General features: G+C 67.5%; 15 protein-coding genes. 6 read left to right on the forward strand and 9 right to left on the reverse strand.

The window, feature by feature from the left end; all coding sequences use genetic code 11:
• Nucleotides 1–27: 27 nt before the first annotated feature.
• The 3 genes from MKI84_RS09630 to MKI84_RS09640 form a co-directional block, all read right to left on the reverse strand.
• On the reverse strand, nucleotides 28–1236 hold the full coding sequence (locus MKI84_RS09630) for an SPOR domain-containing protein (RefSeq protein ID WP_241618968.1): 1209 nt from the start codon (nucleotides 1234–1236) through the stop codon (nucleotides 28–30).
• Between the two features lie 629 nt (nucleotides 1237–1865).
• Nucleotides 1866–3632: an arginine--tRNA ligase gene (gene argS / locus MKI84_RS09635; RefSeq protein WP_241618970.1), complete on the reverse strand. Its 1767-nt coding sequence runs from the start codon at nucleotides 3630–3632 to the stop codon at nucleotides 1866–1868.
• 125 nt (nucleotides 3633–3757) lie between these two features.
• Nucleotides 3758–4945, reverse strand: coding sequence for a deoxyguanosinetriphosphate triphosphohydrolase (locus MKI84_RS09640; protein WP_241618973.1), 1188 nt, complete (start codon nucleotides 4943–4945; stop codon nucleotides 3758–3760).
• A gap of 133 nt (nucleotides 4946–5078) precedes the next feature.
• Here MKI84_RS09640 and MKI84_RS09645 point away from each other — a divergent pair, with 133 nt between their 5' ends.
• From MKI84_RS09645 to xth, 4 genes are all read left to right on the forward strand, one after another.
• The gene (locus tag MKI84_RS09645; RefSeq protein ID WP_241618975.1) at nucleotides 5079–5432 is read left to right on the forward strand and encodes a HesB/IscA family protein; all 354 of its coding nucleotides are present in this window, start codon (nucleotides 5079–5081) and stop codon (nucleotides 5430–5432) included.
• Nucleotides 5432–6181, forward strand: coding sequence for a 5'-methylthioadenosine/adenosylhomocysteine nucleosidase (locus MKI84_RS09650; RefSeq protein WP_241618977.1), 750 nt, complete (start codon nucleotides 5432–5434; stop codon nucleotides 6179–6181). Before MKI84_RS09645 ends, MKI84_RS09650 begins: the two co-directional genes overlap by 1 nt.
• 110 nt (nucleotides 6182–6291) lie before the next feature.
• On the forward strand, nucleotides 6292–6420 hold the full coding sequence (locus MKI84_RS20650; protein WP_281063212.1) for a hypothetical protein: 129 nt from the start codon (nucleotides 6292–6294) through the stop codon (nucleotides 6418–6420).
• 97 nt (nucleotides 6421–6517) lie between these two features.
• Complete coding sequence (gene xth, locus MKI84_RS09655) at nucleotides 6518–7306, forward strand: exodeoxyribonuclease III (protein WP_241618979.1); 789 nt, start codon at nucleotides 6518–6520, stop codon at nucleotides 7304–7306.
• A 28-nt stretch (nucleotides 7307–7334) separates the two neighbouring features.
• On the opposite strand, the gene MKI84_RS09660 is transcribed toward xth, so the two are convergent.
• Nucleotides 7335–8207: a tetratricopeptide repeat protein gene (locus MKI84_RS09660; protein ID WP_241618981.1), complete on the reverse strand. Its 873-nt coding sequence runs from the start codon at nucleotides 8205–8207 to the stop codon at nucleotides 7335–7337.
• The gene (ilvD, locus tag MKI84_RS09665; protein WP_241618982.1) at nucleotides 8194–9921 is read right to left on the reverse strand and encodes a dihydroxy-acid dehydratase; all 1728 of its coding nucleotides are present in this window, start codon (nucleotides 9919–9921) and stop codon (nucleotides 8194–8196) included. Before ilvD ends, MKI84_RS09660 begins: the two co-directional genes overlap by 14 nt.
• A 365-nt stretch (nucleotides 9922–10286) precedes the next feature.
• On the opposite strand from ilvD, the gene MKI84_RS09670 reads away from it, so the two are divergent.
• Nucleotides 10287–10469 carry a hypothetical protein gene (locus MKI84_RS09670; RefSeq protein WP_241618985.1) on the forward strand — a complete coding sequence of 61 codons (183 nt, stop codon included), beginning with the start codon at nucleotides 10287–10289 and terminating at the stop codon, nucleotides 10467–10469.
• Between the two features lie 16 nt (nucleotides 10470–10485).
• On the opposite strand, the gene MKI84_RS09675 is transcribed toward MKI84_RS09670, so the two are convergent.
• The 3 genes from MKI84_RS09675 to MKI84_RS09685 form a co-directional block, all read right to left on the reverse strand.
• On the reverse strand, nucleotides 10486–11199 hold the full coding sequence (locus MKI84_RS09675; RefSeq protein ID WP_241618987.1) for an MgtC/SapB family protein: 714 nt from the start codon (nucleotides 11197–11199) through the stop codon (nucleotides 10486–10488).
• Nucleotides 11200–11454: 255 nt separating this feature from the next.
• The gene (locus MKI84_RS09680) at nucleotides 11455–12279 is read right to left on the reverse strand and encodes a hypothetical protein (RefSeq protein ID WP_241618989.1); all 825 of its coding nucleotides are present in this window, start codon (nucleotides 12277–12279) and stop codon (nucleotides 11455–11457) included.
• A gap of 5 nt (nucleotides 12280–12284) precedes the next feature.
• Nucleotides 12285–13715: a DUF1254 domain-containing protein gene (locus MKI84_RS09685; protein WP_241618990.1), complete on the reverse strand. Its 1431-nt coding sequence runs from the start codon at nucleotides 13713–13715 to the stop codon at nucleotides 12285–12287.
• 342 nt (nucleotides 13716–14057) lie between these two features.
• Here MKI84_RS09685 and MKI84_RS09690 point away from each other — a divergent pair, with 342 nt between their 5' ends.
• Nucleotides 14058–15065 (forward strand): AraC family transcriptional regulator, encoded by a 1008-nt coding sequence (locus tag MKI84_RS09690; protein WP_241618992.1) that lies wholly within the window; start codon nucleotides 14058–14060, stop codon nucleotides 15063–15065.
• Between the two features lie 115 nt (nucleotides 15066–15180).
• Here the strand turns inward: MKI84_RS09690 and MKI84_RS09695 are convergent, their stop codons facing one another.
• A complete protein-coding gene (locus MKI84_RS09695) occupies nucleotides 15181–18018 on the reverse strand; it encodes a valine--tRNA ligase (RefSeq protein WP_241618994.1) in 2838 nt (945 codons plus the stop codon).
• Nucleotides 18019–18170: the final 152 nt, after the last annotated feature.

The raw sequence follows: 18170 nt of genomic DNA on the forward strand, positions 1-18170 counted from the left end.
TGGAGCGGTGGCCGGAAGGCCGCCGGCTCAGTTGCGCTGAACCATGCAGTCCCCGCCCTGCGCACGCAGGGCCTGGCACAGCGCGTTGGCTTCCTCGCGATTGGCGAAGGAGCCGACCTGCGCGCGGTAATAGACGCCGCGATCGCCGAGATCGGCACGGCGGACCGCCATCTGCTGGCCGCCGAGCACGCTCGGATACTTGGCCTGCCACGAGCGCCATGTCGCCTGCGCCTCGGCCTCGGAGCGCACGGAGGCGATCTGGACGACATAGGCGCCGGCGGGCGCCGGAACGGCGCTGGCGGCCGGCGCGGCGGTGGTCTGTGTCGGCGCGCGCGGCGCGGCAGCCACGTTGTCTACGATCGAGGGTGTCGCCGAGAGCGGGGTCGGGTCGGTGTTGATCGGGCCTGAGGTGCCGGCGCTCAGCGCGATCGGCGCGTTGGCCGTCGGCTGGGCAGTCGGGGCCACGGTCGCGGGCGCACCCGGCAGCGGGGTCGGCGCGGCGTCCTCGACGATGGAACCGTCGGCGCGCACGGTGAGGGTGCGCACGCGCTTGGGCTCGGTCGAGTTCGGCTGGACCGGGGTCGGGGACGCGCCGGTGGCGGGCTGGATCACGCGCGGCTGCTGCGGCTGGGCGGCCTGCGACACGTCGACAGGCTGCTCCTCGCTCGACACGACGCGCTCATTGCCGGTGGGCGTGTTGCCGCCCACGCGGTCATAGATCAGCTTCTGGCCGTCGGTCGGCGCCTCGGCGGAGGGCTCTGGTACCACCTTGTTCGGCCCCTCGTCGGCACGGATCACCGGCGGCTGGCCGCCCGATGTCGCCGGGCCGGAGCTCGACGACCGGAAGGCGTAGACGCCGGCGACGCCGAGCACCACGAGGCCGATAACGGTTCCCACCACCGCAAGCCGGCGGCTGCCGCGCGGCGGGGCGCTCTCGACCTCTTCGTGCTCGTAACGTTCATCGAAGCCTTCCTGTCCGTCGGCACCGTAACCGGCATCCTCGACGGCGGAACGGCCGTAATCATACGCCTCCTCGTCCAGATCCAGCGGACGCGGCTCGGCCGGGCGCGCGGGTGCCGGCCGCGAGACGGCCGGTTCGGGAGCGCGAGGCGAGCGTGCGTGCGGTTCGGCGGAGAAGGGCTGGCCCAGCGCCTGCGACACCGCATCGACGCCGACGGCTCCCACGCGGCCACGATCGGCGCCGCGCGGCGCGGGGGCAACTGAAGGTGCACTCACCCGCGATTCCGTCGGCTGGGGACGGGGCGGCATATATGAACGCTGCTCCGGCGCACGCGGCTCGGGCGCACGGGCTTCAGGAGCGCGCATCTCAGGAGCACGCGCCTCAGGAGCACGCGCCTCGGGTGCGCGGGGCTCTGTACGAGCGAAGCCGCGATTGAGGTCACGCGCGGCGTCTTCGAGCGAGTGGCGCTCGGAGCGCGGAACCGAACGCGCGGTCCCGTCGGAATAGACTTCGGCGGCAAGTGCGGCGAAGGAGCCCGGCGCGGCGGGCGGGCGCGGCTGGGGGGCCGCGGGGCGCGGGGCGGCAGGCCGGACCGGGGCTGCAGGGCGGGGCGGCGGCGCACCGAGCGAGGGCTCTCTACGCACCGGGGCGCCCGGGCGCGGCGCCGAACGTGCCAGCGCGGCGAATTCGTCGTCCTGGCCCATCAGGCGAGCGAGCTCGGCAAGCGGGTCTTCGGCGGCATGCCGTTCCTCGGTGGAACGCTGGCCAAAGGCGGCATCGTCCTGCCGATAACGCGTCGTCTCGTTGCCCATGTCTCGAACCTGCTCGCTGCGTCGCGTGACTTAAACCACCCCGATGGGGCGACCTGATGGCAGCGGGCCGCACGCTACGCTGCGCGCCACGCTCACCGCATTTCTTCGGGAGCACCGACTCCGAGGATCCCGAGACCTGAAGCGATGATCAGCGCAACGGCATGAACGAGAGCCAGCCGCGCATAAGTCGACTTTCGATCATCTTCGATAATGAAGCGTAAATGAGGCAGGTCTTTTCCGCGATTCCACTGTCCATGCAGGGCGCTGGCAAGATCGTAGAGGTAGAAGGCCAGCCGATGCGGCTCGCGTGCCGCTGCGGCCTGCTCGATGATTCGCGGATAATTCGCAATGAGCCGCGCCAGACCGATCTCGCCTTCATCGGTCAGCAGGGAAAGATCGGCGGTGGCGAAGGCGGATGCTTCGCTGGGCAGGTCGGCATAGGCGAGCTTCGCATTGCGCAGGATCGAGGCCGCCCGCGCATGGGCGTACTGGACATAGAACACCGGATTGTCGCGGGTCTGCTCGATCACCTTGGCGAGGTCGAAGTCGAGCACCGCGTCGTTCTTGCGGTTCAGCATCATGAAGCGCACCGCATCGCGGCCGACTTCATCCACCACATCACGTAACGTCACGAAGTCACCGGCGCGCTTCGACATCTTCACCGGCTCGCCATTGCGCAGCAGGCGCACCAGCTGGCACAGCTCGACATCGAGGCTGCCCGCGCCGTCGGTCGCGGCCTTCACCGCCGCCTGCATGCGCTTGACATAGCCGCCATGGTCGGCGCCCCAGACGTCGATCATGCGCGTGAAGCCGCGGTCGAACTTGTCCTTGTGATAGGCGATGTCGGCGGCGAAATAGGTATAGGCGCCGTCCGACTTCATCAGCGGGCGGTCGACGTCATCGCCGAACTGGGTGGCACGAAACAGGGTCTGCTCGCGGTCTTCCCAATCCTCCATCGGCTGGCCCTTGGGCGGCTGGAGGCGGCCCTCATAGACCAAATCGCGGGCGCGCAGCGTCGCCAGCATGCCGTCGATGATGCTGGGCTGGCCATCCTTGCGGGCGTGCAGCGTGCGCTCGGAGAAGAACACGTCGTGATGGATGTCGAGCGTGGCGAGATCCTGCCGGATCATCGCCATCATCGCATCGATGGCGACGTCCTTGACCAGCGGCAGCCATTCCGCCTCGTCCCTGTCGAGGAGGGTGCGGCCGTATTTGGTGACGAGCGCCTTGCCGACGGGGACGAGATAATCGCCGGGATACAGGCCCTCGGGAATCGTGATCGCCTCGCCCAGCGCCTCGCGGTAGCGCAGGAAGGCGGAGCGGGCGAGCACGTCGACCTGCGCGCCGGCGTCATTGATGTAATATTCGCGTGTGACGTCAAAGCCGCCAAAGGCCAGCAGATTGGCCAGCGCATCGCCGAACACCGCGCCCCGGCAATGGCCGACATGCATCGGGCCGGTGGGGTTCGCCGAGACATATTCGACGTTCATCTTCACACCGGCGCCGAGATCGGAACGGCCGAAATCGCGCCCGCCCTCCAGCGCCGCCGCGAGCACGCGAGGCCACCAGGCCGGCGCAAGCGCGATATTGATGAAGCCCGGCCCGGCGATGTCCACGCGCGCGACATCGGGGAGCGCCGCGAGCTTGGCCGCCAGCTTCTCCGCAAGGTCGCGCGGCTTCATCCCGGCGTCCTTGGAGAGCACCATGGCGGCGTTGGTGGCGAGATCACCGTGGCTGGCATCGCGCGGGGGCTCGACCACGACGCGCGCGGCGTCGAGGCCGGCGGGCAGCGCGCCCTCGCGTGCGAGGTCATCCAGCGCGGCGCGGACGTGATCGACGAAAAGGGCGAACAGGTTCATCTGAAACGGCTCCCGGCACGGCTGGCCCACAGGTTCCGAAGGGCCGCTGCCGCTACCGCAGTTCGCCGCGCAAGTCAAAGAAGGGGCCGTTTATAGGGTATCCTTCGAGGCTCGCTTGCGCCTTCTCAGGGCGTGACCGCCGCCGCGCGGACCGGATCGCCCCCGAACAGCCGCTCATATTCGGCCCGCGCATAGCGATCGGTCTGGCCGGCGAGAAAATCGGCGATGCGCCGGGCCCGGCGCGCCGGCAGCAACGCGTCTATACCCGCGCGCCATTCCGTCGGCAGCGCCTGCGTATCGGCCATGTAGCGGGCGAACAGCGCGCGCACCACGTCGCCGGCGACATCCATCTCCGCCATCACCCGCGGATGGCGGTACATGCGCGGGAACAGGAACGCCTTTACCGCGCGCTCCGCCTCCGCCATGGCGGGCGAGAAGCCCACCAGCGGCCGGCCGAGCCGGCGCACGTCGTCCGCATGGCCCGGCCGCGCGTCCGCCACGCGACGGGCAGTCTCGGCCACCACATCCTCGATCAGCACCGTGATCACCCGGCGGCCGATTTCGTGGATCATGCGGGCGAGGTCGAGGCCCGGCCAGTGCGCGCGGATATCGCCGATTACCGGGCCGATGAGCGGCAGGCCGGCCAGTTCGTCCACCCCGAACAGGCCCGCGCGCAGGCCGTCATCGAGATCGTGCACGTCATAGGCGATGTCGTCGGCGAGGGCCGCCACCTGCGCCTCCGCGCCGGGCCAGCTCCACAGCCAGAGGTCCTGGCGCTCGGCATGAACCGCGAGCGCATGCGGCAGTGGGCCGACCAGGGGGCCGTTATGCTTGACGATGCCCTCATGCGCCTCCCAGCTCAGATTGAGCCCATCAAAAGCCGGGTAGCGGTTCTCCAGCTTGGTGACCACGCGCAGCGACTGGGCGTTGTGATCAAAGCCGCCATACTCGGCCATGCAGGCGTCCAGCACGCGCTCGCCGGCATGGGCGAAGGGCGGGTGGCCGAGATCATGCGCCAGCGCCAGCGTCTCGGCGAGATCCTCGTCCACGCCGAGCGCGCGGGCCAGCGAACGGGCGACCTGCACCACTTCCAGCGTATGGGTGAGGCGGGTGCGGTAATGGTCGCCCTCGTGATAGGAGAACACCTGCGTCTTGTAGGCGAGGCGCCGGAAGGCGCTGGAATGGATGAGCCGATCGGCATCGCGGCGGAAAGCGCTGCGCGCGCCGCTGTCCGGCTCCGGGAACAGCCGCCCTCGACTCTCCTCCGCCTTCGACGCCCATGGCGCGCGCGGAATGGCTCCTGCCACCGCCATCAGGCCCTCGCCGCCGTCATGAGCGGGTCTCCCATGCGCTCCGCCCCCTTTGACTCGGGGCGGGCAGCACTTAACTATTGCAGCAGGTCACATTCAACCTGAAGACAGCGCCATGCACCCTGAAGACAGCGCCATGAGCTCAAGCCCTTCGATTGCCCCGGTCGAAAGCGTCGGCGTCACGCCGAGCGCGGTGCGGCGTATCGCGGAAATCCTGAGCCAGGAGCCGCCGGAGAGCCTGCTGCGCGTCAGCGTGGAAGGCGGCGGCTGCTCGGGCTTTCAGTACAGGTTCGACATCACCCGCCAGCGCGAGGCGGACGACACCATCATCGCCGAGGGCGGCGCCACCGTGGCGATCGATCCGGTGTCGCTGGAATACATGTCGGGCTCGTACATCGATTTCGTCGACGACCTGATCGGCGCCTCCTTCAAGATCACGAATCCGCACGCCACCGCCTCGTGCGGCTGCGGCACCAGCTTCGCGCTCTGATGGGGCCTCTCGGCATCCTCTGCGCGCTGCAGCAGGAACTCGCATATCTGGCGGACAATCTCGACCATGACGGCACGACGACGGTGGCCGGGATGGATTTTCACACCGGCCGGCTGGACGGGCACAGCGTCGTGCTGGCGCAGGCCGGCATGGGCAAGGTGAACGCCGCCATCGCCTCGACGCTGCTGATCGAGCGGTTCAAGGCCCGCACGCTGATGTTCTCCGGCATTGCCGGCGGGCTCGACCCGGCCCTGAGCATCGGCGACGTGGTGATCGCGGACCATGTGCTCCAGCACGATGCCGGCTTCACCGATCCGGACGGCTTCAAGGTGTATCAGGCCGGCCATCTGCCCTTCTTCCGGCCCTATGAGGGGCTCGGCCATGCCGCCGATCCCGATCTTCTGCGACGCGTCGAGGCCGCGCTCGCCGATCTCGCGCTGGCACCGCTCTCCGCCAGCCCCGGCGACCACCCTCCCCGCCTCCATGTCGGGCGCGTTCTCACCGGCGACCAGTTCGTGAACAGCGAGGCGCTGCGCGTGCGCCTGTTCGAGGAACTGGGCGGAGCGGCGGTGGAGATGGAAGGCGCGGCGATGGCGCAGAGCTGCGAAGCCTTCGGCGTGCCATGGCTGGTGATCCGCGCGCTGTCGGACCTTGCCGGCGCGCAGTCGCATTTCGATTTCGCCACCTTCGTCGACGAGGTGGCGCTGTCGTCGGCGCTGATCGTGCGCCGGCTGCTGCCCGTTCTGTGAACGGGTTCCTTTATCCCGCCCTTATGCCCTCGCCCCGACTTCCCAATCGAAAGCTGACCCGCCGGGCGCCACATTGACGTCGCGGCCGATGTCGGCCGATGGAGGCGACCATGATCATGTCCACCCTGCTTTCCGTCCTGATGCGGGCGGCCCACCGCTTTGACCGGCGGTTGACCGACGGCGCGTGCCAGCACGGCCGCTATTGCGTGGGCGACGAGAAGATCCGCCACCGCGCCTGAGCCGGCGACATTTGCGCCGCCCGCCGCGAGGCCGCATTCTGCGCGCCGACTCGACACTGGCCCACGACCGAGGGGCCCGACACGCGGACCTACGCCCATGCGCATCGCCACCTGGAACGTCAACTCGATCCGGCTGCGGATCGACAACACGCTGGCCTGGCTGAAGGAAACCTCGCCGGATGTGGTGTGCCTTCAGGAGATCAAGTGTCAGGACGAGCAATTCCCGCGCGAGGCGTTTGAATCTGCCGGCTACAACGTCGCCGTCCATGGCCAGAAGGGCTTCAACGGCGTCGCCATCCTCTCTCGCCTGCCCTTCGACGAGGTGACCGCCGGCCTGCCGGGCGACGAGGCCGACGTCCAGTCGCGCTTCATCGAGGTGGTGGTGTCGACCGGAACCGGCGTCGTGCGGGTATGCGGCATCTATCTGCCGAACGGCAACCCGCCCGACACCGAGAAGTACCCCTACAAGCTGAACTGGATGGCGCGGCTGAAAGCCCATGTCGCCCAGCGCCTCACCTATGAGGAGCCGTTGATCGTTGCCGGCGACTACAACGTCATCCCCGCGCCCGAGGATGTGCACGATCCCCGCGCGTGGGAGGGTGATGCGCTCTATCTTCCGCGCACCCGCCTCGCCTTCCGCGAACTGGTCAATCTCGGCCTCACCGATGCGGTGCGGGCCTCCAGCGACGCGGCGGGGCTCTATACGTTCTGGGATTATCAGGCCGGCGCCTGGCCACGGAACAACGGCATCCGCATCGACCATCTGCTGCTGTCGCCGCAAGCTGCCGATCGGCTGAAGGGCGTCGGCATCGACAAGCATGTGCGCGGCTGGGAAAAGCCGTCCGATCACGTTCCGGTGTGGGCGGATATCGATCTGGCGGCCTGACATCCCGTCAGGCCGGCGAGGCGGCGCCTCAGCGCGTCGCCTTCATGTACTGTTCGAGATAGACAAGGGCCATGGCGCGCTCATCGGAATTGGCCGAGCTGAACGCCTCCTCATAGAGATCGACGACCCATTTGTCGTCCGGGCCGGCGGCGGCGTCGCGGGCGAGCGTCAGCCACATCAGGCCGCGCGCGGCCTGACGCGAGATGCCGTCATCGCCCTTGAACAGCATCCCACCAAGCGCGGCCTGCGCCTGATACTGCCCCTTATGCGCGGCAAGGCCGAGCCAGCGGGCGGCGAGGCGGGTGTCGCGATTAACGCCCGTGCCCTCGATATAGAGCCGCGCGAGATGGTACTGCGCGTCCGGGTCGCCGAAATAGGAGGCGGCATAGGCGAACATGTCGCGCGCGCGGTTGGGATCGCGGCGGACATTGCTGTTGGGAATGCCGATCAGGTAATAGGCACCGAGCGAGACGAAGGCATTGGCCACGAAGCGCGCCTGCGGGGCCGACGGGTTGTCGTCGGCATGCATGTTGGCGATCTGGGTGAAGTAGTCGAACGCCTTGATGTCGTTGCGCTCGACACCCTCGCCCTCGACATACATGCGCCCAAGCTTCCACTGCGCGCCGACATGGCCCTGGTCGGCCGCGTAGCGCAGAGCGTCAATGCCCTTCTCGGTCTCGCCGGACCGCAGCGCCCGCGTGCCGAACCGAACCGATTCGTCGATGCCGCGGGGCATGGCGCCCGACAGTGCCGCACCCGGAATCACCGCGCTCGGCACCACCGGGCCCGGCAAAGCCGGGACGGCGGGACCGTCGGGGGACCCATCGAACGCCGGCGCTACGGCCGGCGTCACGACAAGCGCCAGAACGGCGAGAAGAAGTGAACGGTCAAATATCCGCATAGCACGATGTCTCGGCCGCGCCGCCGGGATGGGTCACCGCACCGTCACGAGCGGGTCCCACGGCATGCGCGAACTTCCAGATAGCCCCCGAGCCAACCGGAGACGGACGCGGAGCCCACTCCGCCCGGCGGGCAGCGAGTTCCTCGTCCGAAAGCGCCACGTCGAGGGTGCCCTCGACTGCGTCAATAGTGATGATGTCGCCATCGCGCAGCAGGCCGATCGGCCCGCCGACCGCCGCTTCCGGCCCGACATGGCCGATGCAGAAGCCGCGCGTGGCGCCGGAGAACCGGCCGTCGGTGATCAGCGCCACCTTGTCGCCCATGCCCTGGCCGTAGAGCGCCGCCGTGGTCGACAGCATCTCGCGCATGCCGGGGCCGCCCTTCGGGCCTTCATAACGGATGACCAGAACCTCGCCCTCTTCATAGGCGCGGTTGGTGACAGCCTCGAAGCAGGCTTCCTCGCCGTCGAAGCAGCGCGCCGGGCCGGAGAACTTCTGGTTCTTCAGGCCGGCCACCTTCACGATGGCGCCTTCGGTGGCGAGATTGCCCTTGAGGCCGACCACGCCGCCGGTGACGGTGATGGGGTCATTGGCCGGGCGAACCACGTCCTGGTGCGGGTTCCACTTCACCGAGGCAAGGTTCTCGGCGATGGTCCGGCCGGTCACCGTCATGCAGTCGCCGTGCAGGTAGCCGTGCTCCAGCAGGGTCTTCATCAGCAGCGGAATGCCGCCGGCCTCGAACATGTCCTTGGCGACATAGCGGCCGCCCGGCTTGAGGTCGGCGATGTAGGGCGTGCGCTTGAAGATCTCGCAGACGTCGAACAGGTCGAACTTGATGCCCGCCTCATGGGCGATGGCCGGCAGGTGCAGGCCGGCATTGGTCGAGCCGCCGGAGGCCGCGACCACCGTCGCCGCGTTTTCCAGCGCCTTGCGGGTCACGATATCGCGGGGGCGGATGTTGCGGGCGATGAGGTCCATCACCTGCTCGCCGGCCGCCATGCAGAACTTGTCGCGGATTTCGTAGGGTGCGGGCGCACCGGCCGAATAGGGCAGCGCAAGGCCGATCGCCTCGGAGACCGTCGCCATGGTGTTGGCGGTGAACTGCGCGCCGCAGGCACCGGCGGAGGGGCAGGCCACCTGCTCCAGTTCGTCGAGGTCGGCATCGTTCATGGCGCCGACCGAGTGCTTGCCGACCGCCTCGAACAGGTCCTGCACCGTGACCGGCTGGCCGCGGAACGAGCCCGGAAGGATTGAGCCGCCATAGATGAAGATCGACGGCACGTTGAGGCGCACCATGGCCATCATCATGCCGGGCAGCGACTTGTCGCAGCCGGCGAGGCCGACCAGCGCGTCATAGGCATGGCCGCGAATGGTGAGCTCGACGGAGTCGGCGATCACCTCGCGCGAGGCCAGCGAGGCCTTCATGCCTTCGTGGCCCATGGCGATGCCGTCGGTGACGGTGATGGTGCAGAATTCGCGCGGCGTGCCGGCGGCCGCGGACACGCCCTTCTTCACCGCCTGCGCCTGGCGCATCAGCGAAATGTTGCAGGGCGCGGCCTCGTTCCAGCAGGAGGCAACACCCACCAGCGGCTGGTGAATCTGCTCCCGGGTCAGGCCCATGGCATAAAGATAGGAACGATGCGGAGCGCGGGACGGCCCTTCCGTGACGTGACGGCTGGGCAGGTTGCGCTTGTCGATGATGGTCTTGGCGTCCATTTTTATGCACTTTCCCGGCGGAAGCGGAATTCACGGGCCCTGCACCCGAGACACTACTCTCCACTACCTGTCTGTCGGATTTCGTGCCGGTTTGTGGCGGCTTCTGGGCGCCAGGGGGTCTGGTTCCGCTTATGGTTGCGAATGAGCGACACTGTTGCACATCCGTCACGTCGAAAGGTAGTGCAGGAGAGCGACGCCCGGACACCGAGTGGCACCATGGCTAAGTTTTTCTTGCCGCCGCAAGCAAGGGCATCGGCCTGGACGAGCCGACCCTTCCGCTCGGGGCCGCGACCGTCATCAGCGTGTCACGCAGCTGTGCGGGAAAGCCTGTTCACGAACAATCACCTGCACGGGGACCTGAAGACATGTCGAGCGGCAACATCGTTGAGCGGCTGAGGGCGATGGCGGCGGATATCGAACGCTTTCCGCGCGACAAGATCGAGGACGAACTCTCCGAGGCCGCCGATGTGATCGAGCGCCTGCGCGCCGAGCTCGATAAATTTCTGCCGCCGGTTGAGGCGCCGACGGGCGCCGCCGACGGCGAGTAAGGGCCGCCGTCGGCGCTCAATCGGCGGCGCCGCGCACCCAATGCGCCGACGACACTTCCGGCAGGCGGCGCAGATGCGCGACGAGGTCGTCGAGTTCCTTGCGCGAGACCACGGTGGAAACGAGCTGGGCCGTGATCTCGACCATGTCGTTGGGGCGCGGCTCATCGTCGATCGAGGCGGCCGGGAAATTGGCGTGGTCCAGTTCGGCGGAGAGGTGAGCCTGAAGATGGGCGGTGTCGGCGAGGCGCCCGATCAGGATCACCTCATAGCTCGCCTCGCTCTCCTCGCCCTGCGGCAGGCGTTCCATCCACCGCACCAGCGGGCGCAGCAGCGTGTTCCCGGCCAGCACGAAGGCGGTGAGCAGCACGGATTGGGCGATGAGGTCCGCCCCCGCGCAGGCCCCCACGGCCGCCGAGCACCACAGCGTCGCCGCGGTGTTGAGGCCGGAAATATTGGCGCCGTCCTTCATGATGACGCCGGCGCCGAGGAAGCCGATGCCCGACACGACATAGGCGATGACGCGCACCGCCCCGTCCGGGCCGCTCAGATGCATCGCCATGTCGACGAACTGGCACGCGCCGATCGCCACCAGAACATTGGTCCGCAGCCCCGCCATGCGCTGGCGGTATTGCCGCTCGGCACCGATCAGCGTGCCCATGGCAAAAGCCACGATCAGGCTGATGACGGTGCTTGCGAGTTCGGCAAGCTGGAACGAGGCGATGAACGGCATGGGTCTGTCTCGCCTCGCGCGCGGTCACCGGTGAGCCGGCGGACAAGGCGGCATCGCCCTGCCCCGTCTGGTCTAATGCCTCGCGGGTGACATTTCGATGACGGGCCGAGAACGGGCGGCGCCTACCCGGCCAGCGTCGACGCATCCTCCGGCATCGTCAGGGCCGAGCCCATAGCGTGAAAGACCGTTCCGGGAAACCCGCCCTGACATGCGAGCGAATGCCACTCCTCGCCGGGACGACACGCCTCGCACGGGCTAGAAGTGCCAGGCTAGGCTGACGGTCGGGCCGTGCATGGTGGTGTTGTAGCGGAACGAGCCGCCATTGCCGTTCGAATTCTCGTAATCCTCGTAGAGGTAGCGATAGCCGATGGCGGTGGAGAGCGAGGGCGTCCACATATAGCCAACACCGAGATAGCCGGTGCTGGACAGCTTGGAGCCAACACCGAAGCCGCCAATGTCGGCGACAGCGTTCACGAACCATTTTTCATCGATCTTCCAGTTGGCGACCAGACCAATGGTCGGATCGACCCACGATTCGCTCTGGCTGCGAGAGAGCGTGACCGGAAGCAGGGCCGGCGTCAGCGACAGCTCGGCCGACAGATCGACATAGCGAAGGCCGCCCGTGACCGCGATATCGACATTCCTGATGCCGAGCGGCAGCCAGTAACCGACGGCGGCGGTCGCGATCACCTCATCCAGTTCGGCATCGAGACGGCTGGCGCCGTAAAGCCCGACATTCTGGCCATGAGACAGCTTCGCCACGACGAGATCGCCAAGAAACAGCCAGTTGCCGTTGGTGGCCATGAACGAACCCATCAGCGCACCGTCGAAATTTTCCAGCACATCACCGATGGAGGCGTTAACGGGCGAGGTCGGCAGGTCGCGCACGCCGACATCTCCATCGACCGCCGTCAGCCAGCCATAGAGCGTTGCCTGAAAACGCCAGTCCGACGTGGTGACGACAGGCGCGGGAGCTTTGACCGCGACCGGCGATGGCATATCGGCGGCCCCGGCAATGCCTGCGGCCAGAAGCGCGGCGAACAAAGTCGCCGTGCCGACATGCGCGCGCAACCTGCTCATCCGGCTCAGCTCGCTTTGGTGACGGCCGGGATGACCCACGAGCCGTCGAGGATAGACGGATCGTTCTCGTCCGGCCAGTAAAGGCGCAGCATCAGGTTGAAGCGGTCCTTGGGCGCGGGCAGCCAGTTGGCTTCCTTGCCGGGGCCGGGGCTCTCGTTCTGGATGTAGATGACCAGCGAGCCGTCCGGCTCCAGCGCGGGATTGGTGCGCATGCTCATGGAATAGCGATTGATCGGGTTGGCGACGAAGAACATGTTCGCGTCATACATGGTCAGCGACCAGAAGCCCTTCACCGGCGGCAGCTGGCCCGCCGCAAAGCGCAGCTGATACTTCTTCGCGCCGCTATATTCGTCGCCTTCCTTGCTCTTGAGCGAGGTCGGGTACACCGCGTCCTGCGGGCGGTTGGCGCCAAGGCCGATGGCGGTGATCAGCGCACGCTGGAGATAGTCCGTGCCATACAGCCCGGTCTTGGTGGTGTAGCCCCAGCCATTGACCTCCTTCACGTCGCCGTCGCTGAACTTGAAGTGCAGCATGATGCGATCGAAGGACATCTGCGGCAGCCGCTTTTCCCAGCGGGCCTTGACCGCCCTGGCATCGAAGCTCTGGCCCGGCACGAGGCCGATCTCCTTGAAGCGCGCCAGCGCCGGCTCATCCTTGGCGGCAGCCGGGTTGGTCTTCATGAGTTCGGCGAGCAGCGTGAAATACTCGGTGGCGGTCAGCGCGTTCACCTGATCGCGCACAGCCGTCTTCATGTCGATCGAGGGGTCCACCTTCCCGGCCGGCGGGGTGTAGTCCTTGCCGAGCGCGCTCAGGGGGAACAGCTTGAACTGGTCCTGCAGCGCATGGACGGCGGCATAGTCCTCCGGCGTGCCGGTGCAGTAGATGCGACCGAGCATCCAGACCATGCTGGTCGGCGACTTGAGCTGCGCCATGCCGTCGGGCACCGTGCCGCTCCAGCCGGGGCCGGTGACGAGGAAGGTCTGCGCGCCCGTGCCGGTGGTGCGCGAGCCCGGCACCTGGAACACATTGGTCCAGCCATCCAGGAAAGGCAGCAGGAAGTAGCGCCCCTTCATGTCCGGAATGCTCACCACCCAAGGTTCGGCGCCGACATCGAAGAAGGCGGTGGTGTAGAGCGTATCGGCATTCGGCGCCGTCACGTCGCGGAACGCGGCGTCGGGATAGGAGCGCGCCTTCATGATGGTGCCCATCGGCGCCCGCGTGCCTTCCGGCTTCGCGACGTTGGTCATCACCCGGCGGGTGTATTCCATCGTCACCAGCGGATAGCCGTAGACATAGGCATCGGAGGCGATCTTGAAGTCCTCGGTTCCCTCGACGAGGTCGAACAGCGGACCGTCCCAGGCCTGAGCGCCCTGATGGGTAGCGGCGAGCGCGACGGCGGTTCCGCCCAGCAGCAGGGCGCGGCGCGAGAGTGTCATGATCTGGTTCCTCCATGACGTGTCGGGGACACCGCGAGCTTCATCCGGCGAGGGCGACGATCATGTCTGCCGGTCGGGCGCTCGATGGCGTGAAAGGAAGGCCGCTCGCGGCGGCAAGACGGGGCCGTTGAATGCGCGATCCGGCCGACGGCGGGGGGCGCCGGCGGGGCACAAAGATCTTTGACGCAGATCATCTGTATACTTCTTTTTGATGACATGCAGTCGTTAAGCAATGCTTCCATTTATTCATGGACTTCGGGTCGCAGATGTCTTGTCAACGAGGCAAGGCATAGCTTAGGTAAATTGCAGCCGCTTGCTTTTTGAGGACAGGAGCCTCCGAATTTGAACGACGCTCCGTCACAGCGTGTCGGGCCGCTCGCGGCCTTGCCGGGCCTGCTCGATGAACTCGGTGTCGACGTGCCGCTGGCGTTCGACGGCTCGGGTATCGAGCCTTCCCAGCTCGTGCCGGATGCGCGTTTTCCCTACCCGATGCTGGCCGCCCTGCTGGAACGCTCGGCCCGGGTTGCGCGGTGCCCGCATCTCGGACTTCTGGTTGGCGCGCGCAATGATCACCGCGCGCTCGGCCCTATCGGCGACATGATGGCGAGCGCCGCGACACTCGGCGAGGCGTTCCGCGATTATGTCGGTGTTCAGATCGGCTATTCGCGCGGCGCCGTGGTCTATCTGCAGACGGCCGGCGACGACACGCTGATTGGCTATGGCCTCTATGCCGAACTGGCATCGGGCCGCCAGATCCATGATCTGGTCATGGCGCTCGGCTGCAACATGGTGCGATCGCTCACCGGCGGCCGCGCGAGCCCGCTGCGCGCACTCGCCAGCGTGGGCCCGCCGGGAAATCTGGCGCCTTATCGCAGCACGATGAAGACCACCGCGTTGTTCGAACAGGAACACACCGGCGTCGTCGTCTCGGCGCGCGACATGGCGCTCGCGCTCCCCGGCGCCAATCCCGCCCGGCACCTGCAGCTTCGCACCGGCATCCAGAAAATGCTGCGGGGCGACCTCGAAGACATCGCGGCACAGGTGCGTCACATACTGCGTCCGCGCCTGATGACCGGCGAGGCCGACCGTGATTCGGTGGCGCGCGAACTCGGGCTGGGCGGCCGCACGCTGGCGCGCCACCTCAACCGGGCCGGCACCAATTTCGAGGCGATCAAGGACGAGGTTCGCTTTGCCATCGCCCGCGAACTGCTCGCGCTGACCCGGCTGCCGATCGGGCGGATCGCCGAAGCGCTTTCCTACTCGGCCAACAGCACGTTCGACCACGCCTTCACGCGATGGGCGGGCATGGCGCCCTCCCAATGGCGGGCGGCGCGGCAGGCGGACGACTAGGCGGCGGCGCGGGGAAAAATGGCGCGGCGCGCGGCGCCGTGCCTGCTGGTTGCTGAGGGACCGGCCGCCGCCGGTCGCCGTGTCATCACGGCGGCCAGCCGACCGGCCGGGGCGCTCACGCCCCCTTGCCGAGCCGGGCGAGCGCCTCGCGGATCTTCGTCGCGCGCGCATCGGCCGCCTCGCGACGCTCACGCTGCTCCTCGATCACCTCTTCCTTGGCGCGGGAGAGGAAATCGGGGTTGTTGAGCTTCACGTCGATCTTGGCGATCTCGTCGCTCGCCTTGGCCAGTTCCTTGGCGAGGCGCCCGGCTTCCGCGTCCATGTCGATGATGCCGGCGAGCGGCAGCGCCGCCGTCTCGCCGCGCACAACGATCTGCACCGCGCCGGTCGGGGCCTCGTGCTCGAAGGCGATGGAGGACAGCCGCGCGAGACGCGCCAGCGCGTCGTTCCACACGCCGACACGCTCGCGGGTGATCTCCGACACGCCGACCAGGACCAGCGGGATCTGCGCACCGGCCGGCACGTTCATTTCCGCGCGCACCGAGCGGATTTCCGTGACCAGATCGACCAGCCAGCCCATCTCGGCCTCGGCATTGGGCGCCTCCAGCCCTTCCAGCACCGGCCAGGAGGACAGCGCTAGCAGGTTCTCGCGCGGGCTGCCGCCCTCGGCGGTGCGCGCCCACAGCTCCTCGGTGAGGAACGGCATGAACGGGTGCAGCAGCTTGAGGATTTCATCCAGCACGAAGGCGGTGGTGGCGCGGGTCTCGGCCTGATGCGGGTTCTCGGCGTTCATGAACACCGGCTTGGCGAGTTCCAGATACCAGTCGCAGAAGATGTTCCAGACGAAGCGATAGGCCGCGCCGGCCGCCTCGTTGAACTTGTATTCCTCCAGTGCCTGCGTGATCTCGCCAAGCGTCTTCTGGGTCTCGGAAATGATCCAGCGATTGAGCGCCGAGCTGACGCCGGCCGGATTGAAGGCCTCGCCGCGCACGCAGCCATTCATCTCCGCGAAGCGCGCGGCGTTCCAGAGCTTGGTCGCGAAATTGCGGTAGCCCTCGACCCGCGAGGTCGCCAGCTTGATGTCACGGCCCTGCGCCGCCATCGCCGCCAGCGTGAAGCGCAGCGCATCGGCCCCGTACTTGTTCACGAGGTCGAGCGGATCGATGACGTTGCCCTTGGACTTCGACATCTTGGCGCCCTTCTCGTCGCGGACGAGGGCGTGGATGTAGACGTCATTGAACGGCACCTCGCCGTCCATGAAGTGCAGGCCCATCATCATCATCCGGGCGACCCAGAAGAAGATGATGTCGAAGCCGGTGATCAGCACGGAGGTCGGGTAGAAGCGGGCAAGCTCGCCGGTCTCGTCCGGCCAGCCCAGCGTGGAGAACGGCCACAGCGCCGACGAGAACCAGGTGTCGAGCACGTCCTCGTCACGCGTGATCAGGCTCGCGCGCTTCTCGGGATCGGCGGCGAGCAGCTGCGCCTCGGCATCGGTGATGATGCCGTTCTGCACGCAATGGGCGAGCGCGGCGGCGACGGCCTCCTCTTCGGTCTCCTCGACGAAGATGCTGCCGTCCGGCCCGTACCAGGCCGGAATCTGGTGCCCCCACCAGAGCTGGCGCGAGACGCACCAGGGCTGGATGTTCTCCAGCCACTCGAAATAGGTCTTCTCCCAGTTCTTCGGCACGAAGGAGGTCCGCCCCTCGCGCACCGCCGCCAGCGCCGGCTGGGCCAGCGTGTGGGCGTCGACATACCACTGGTCGGTAAGCCAGGGCTCGATCACGACATTGGAGCGGTCGCCATGGGGCACGGCATGGGTGTTCGGCTCGATCCTGTCGAGCAGGCCGCGCTCCTCCATCAGCGCGACCACGGCCTTGCGGCCGGCTTCGCGCGAGAGGCCATCCAGCGCCAGCACGTGATCGAGGTCGGGACCGGAGACGGCGCCTTCGAGGAACTCGCCATTGCCGAGCAGCGTGAGCCGCGCCTCGGCGTCCAGCACGTTGATCATCGGCAGGTCGTGACGGCGGCCGACCTCGAAATCGTTGAAGTCGTGCGCCGGGGTGATCTTCACCGCGCCGGTGCCCTTGGTGGGGTCGGAATACTCGTCCGCGACGATCGGGATCAGGCGCCCGACCAGCGGCAGCACCACCTTGGCGCCGGCGGCGACCAGGCCCTGATAGCGCGGGTCTTCCGGGTGCACCGCGACCGCGGTGTCGCCGAGCATGGTCTCGGGACGGGTGGTGGCGACGACGATGTAGTCGCGGGTCTCGAACTCGTAAGGCTGGTTGTTCTCGTCGAAGGCGATCGGGTGCTGATAGGTCACGCCGTCCGCCAGCGGGTAGCGGAAGTGCCAAAGATGGCCCTTCACCTCGACCTGAAGCACTTCGAGGTCGGAAATGGCGGACTGGAACTTCGGGTCCCAGTTCACAAGGCGCTTGTCCTTGTAGATCAGCCCTTCCTTGTAGAGCCGGACGAACACCTTCAGCACGGCGCGGGACAGGCCCTCATCCATGGTGAAACGCTCGCGCGACCAGTCGCAGGAGGCACCGAGCTTCTTGAGCTGGTTGATGATGGTGCCGCCGGATTCCTCCTTCCACTGCCACACGCGCTCGATGAAGGCCTCGCGGCCCATCTCGCGGCGGCCGGGAAGCTGGCGCTCGGCGAGCTGACGCTCGACCACCATCTGGGTGGCGATGCCGGCATGATCGGTGCCGACCTGCCACAGCACATCCTTGCCGCGCATGCGCTCGAAGCGGCACAGTACGTCCTGCAGCGTGTTGTTCAGCGCGTGCCCCATGTGGAGCGAGCCGGTGACGTTCGGCGGCGGGATGACGATGCAATAGGGCGGCGCGCCGGCCCGCTCGGGACGCCCGGCCTGGAATGCCTTCGCATCCAGCCAGCCCTGGTAGATGCGGTCTTCGACGGCGGCGGGATCGAACCTGTTATCGAGCATGACGGCTCCGGGCACCTCGTTCGAGCCGCTAGCCGCCGGCAAAACATGCCGCTCGGCCGGGGACGGGCTCACGATAAAGACAGGAGAGCCCGATCCGGTCGGCGCGGGCTCTGAACGGGTGCGAGAGAAAGCGGAGCCGGCGCGCTGAGTCA

It is taken from the genome of Ancylobacter gelatini (assembly GCF_022601675.1).
Lineage (GTDB): Bacteria > Pseudomonadota > Alphaproteobacteria > Rhizobiales > Xanthobacteraceae > Ancylobacter > Ancylobacter gelatini.

Bases quoted from the DNA above. Each gene is read 5' to 3' on its own strand.
- MKI84_RS09650 (WP_241618977.1), top strand. From the start codon at position 5,432: ATGGGGCCTCTCGGCATCCTCTGCGCGCTGCAGCAGGAACTCGCATAT.
- MKI84_RS09675 (WP_241618987.1), bottom strand. From the start codon at position 11,199: ATGCCGTTCATCGCCTCGTTCCAGCTTGCCGAACTCGCAAGCACCGTC.
- ilvD (WP_241618982.1), bottom strand. From the start codon at position 9,921: ATGGACGCCAAGACCATCATCGACAAGCGCAACCTGCCCAGCCGTCAC.
- MKI84_RS09680 (WP_241618989.1), bottom strand. From the start codon at position 12,279: ATGAGCAGGTTGCGCGCGCATGTCGGCACGGCGACTTTGTTCGCCGCG.
- xth (WP_241618979.1), top strand. From the start codon at position 6,518: ATGCGCATCGCCACCTGGAACGTCAACTCGATCCGGCTGCGGATCGAC.
- argS (WP_241618970.1), bottom strand. From the start codon at position 3,632: ATGAACCTGTTCGCCCTTTTCGTCGATCACGTCCGCGCCGCGCTGGAT.
- MKI84_RS09685 (WP_241618990.1), bottom strand. From the start codon at position 13,715: ATGACACTCTCGCGCCGCGCCCTGCTGCTGGGCGGAACCGCCGTCGCG.
- MKI84_RS09660 (WP_241618981.1), bottom strand. From the start codon at position 8,207: ATGCGGATATTTGACCGTTCACTTCTTCTCGCCGTTCTGGCGCTTGTC.
- MKI84_RS20650 (WP_281063212.1), top strand. From the start codon at position 6,292: ATGATCATGTCCACCCTGCTTTCCGTCCTGATGCGGGCGGCCCACCGC.
- MKI84_RS09695 (WP_241618994.1), bottom strand. From the start codon at position 18,018: ATGCTCGATAACAGGTTCGATCCCGCCGCCGTCGAAGACCGCATCTAC.
- MKI84_RS09670 (WP_241618985.1), top strand. From the start codon at position 10,287: ATGTCGAGCGGCAACATCGTTGAGCGGCTGAGGGCGATGGCGGCGGAT.
- MKI84_RS09640 (WP_241618973.1), bottom strand. From the start codon at position 4,945: ATGGCGGTGGCAGGAGCCATTCCGCGCGCGCCATGGGCGTCGAAGGCG.
- MKI84_RS09645 (WP_241618975.1), top strand. From the start codon at position 5,079: ATGAGCTCAAGCCCTTCGATTGCCCCGGTCGAAAGCGTCGGCGTCACG.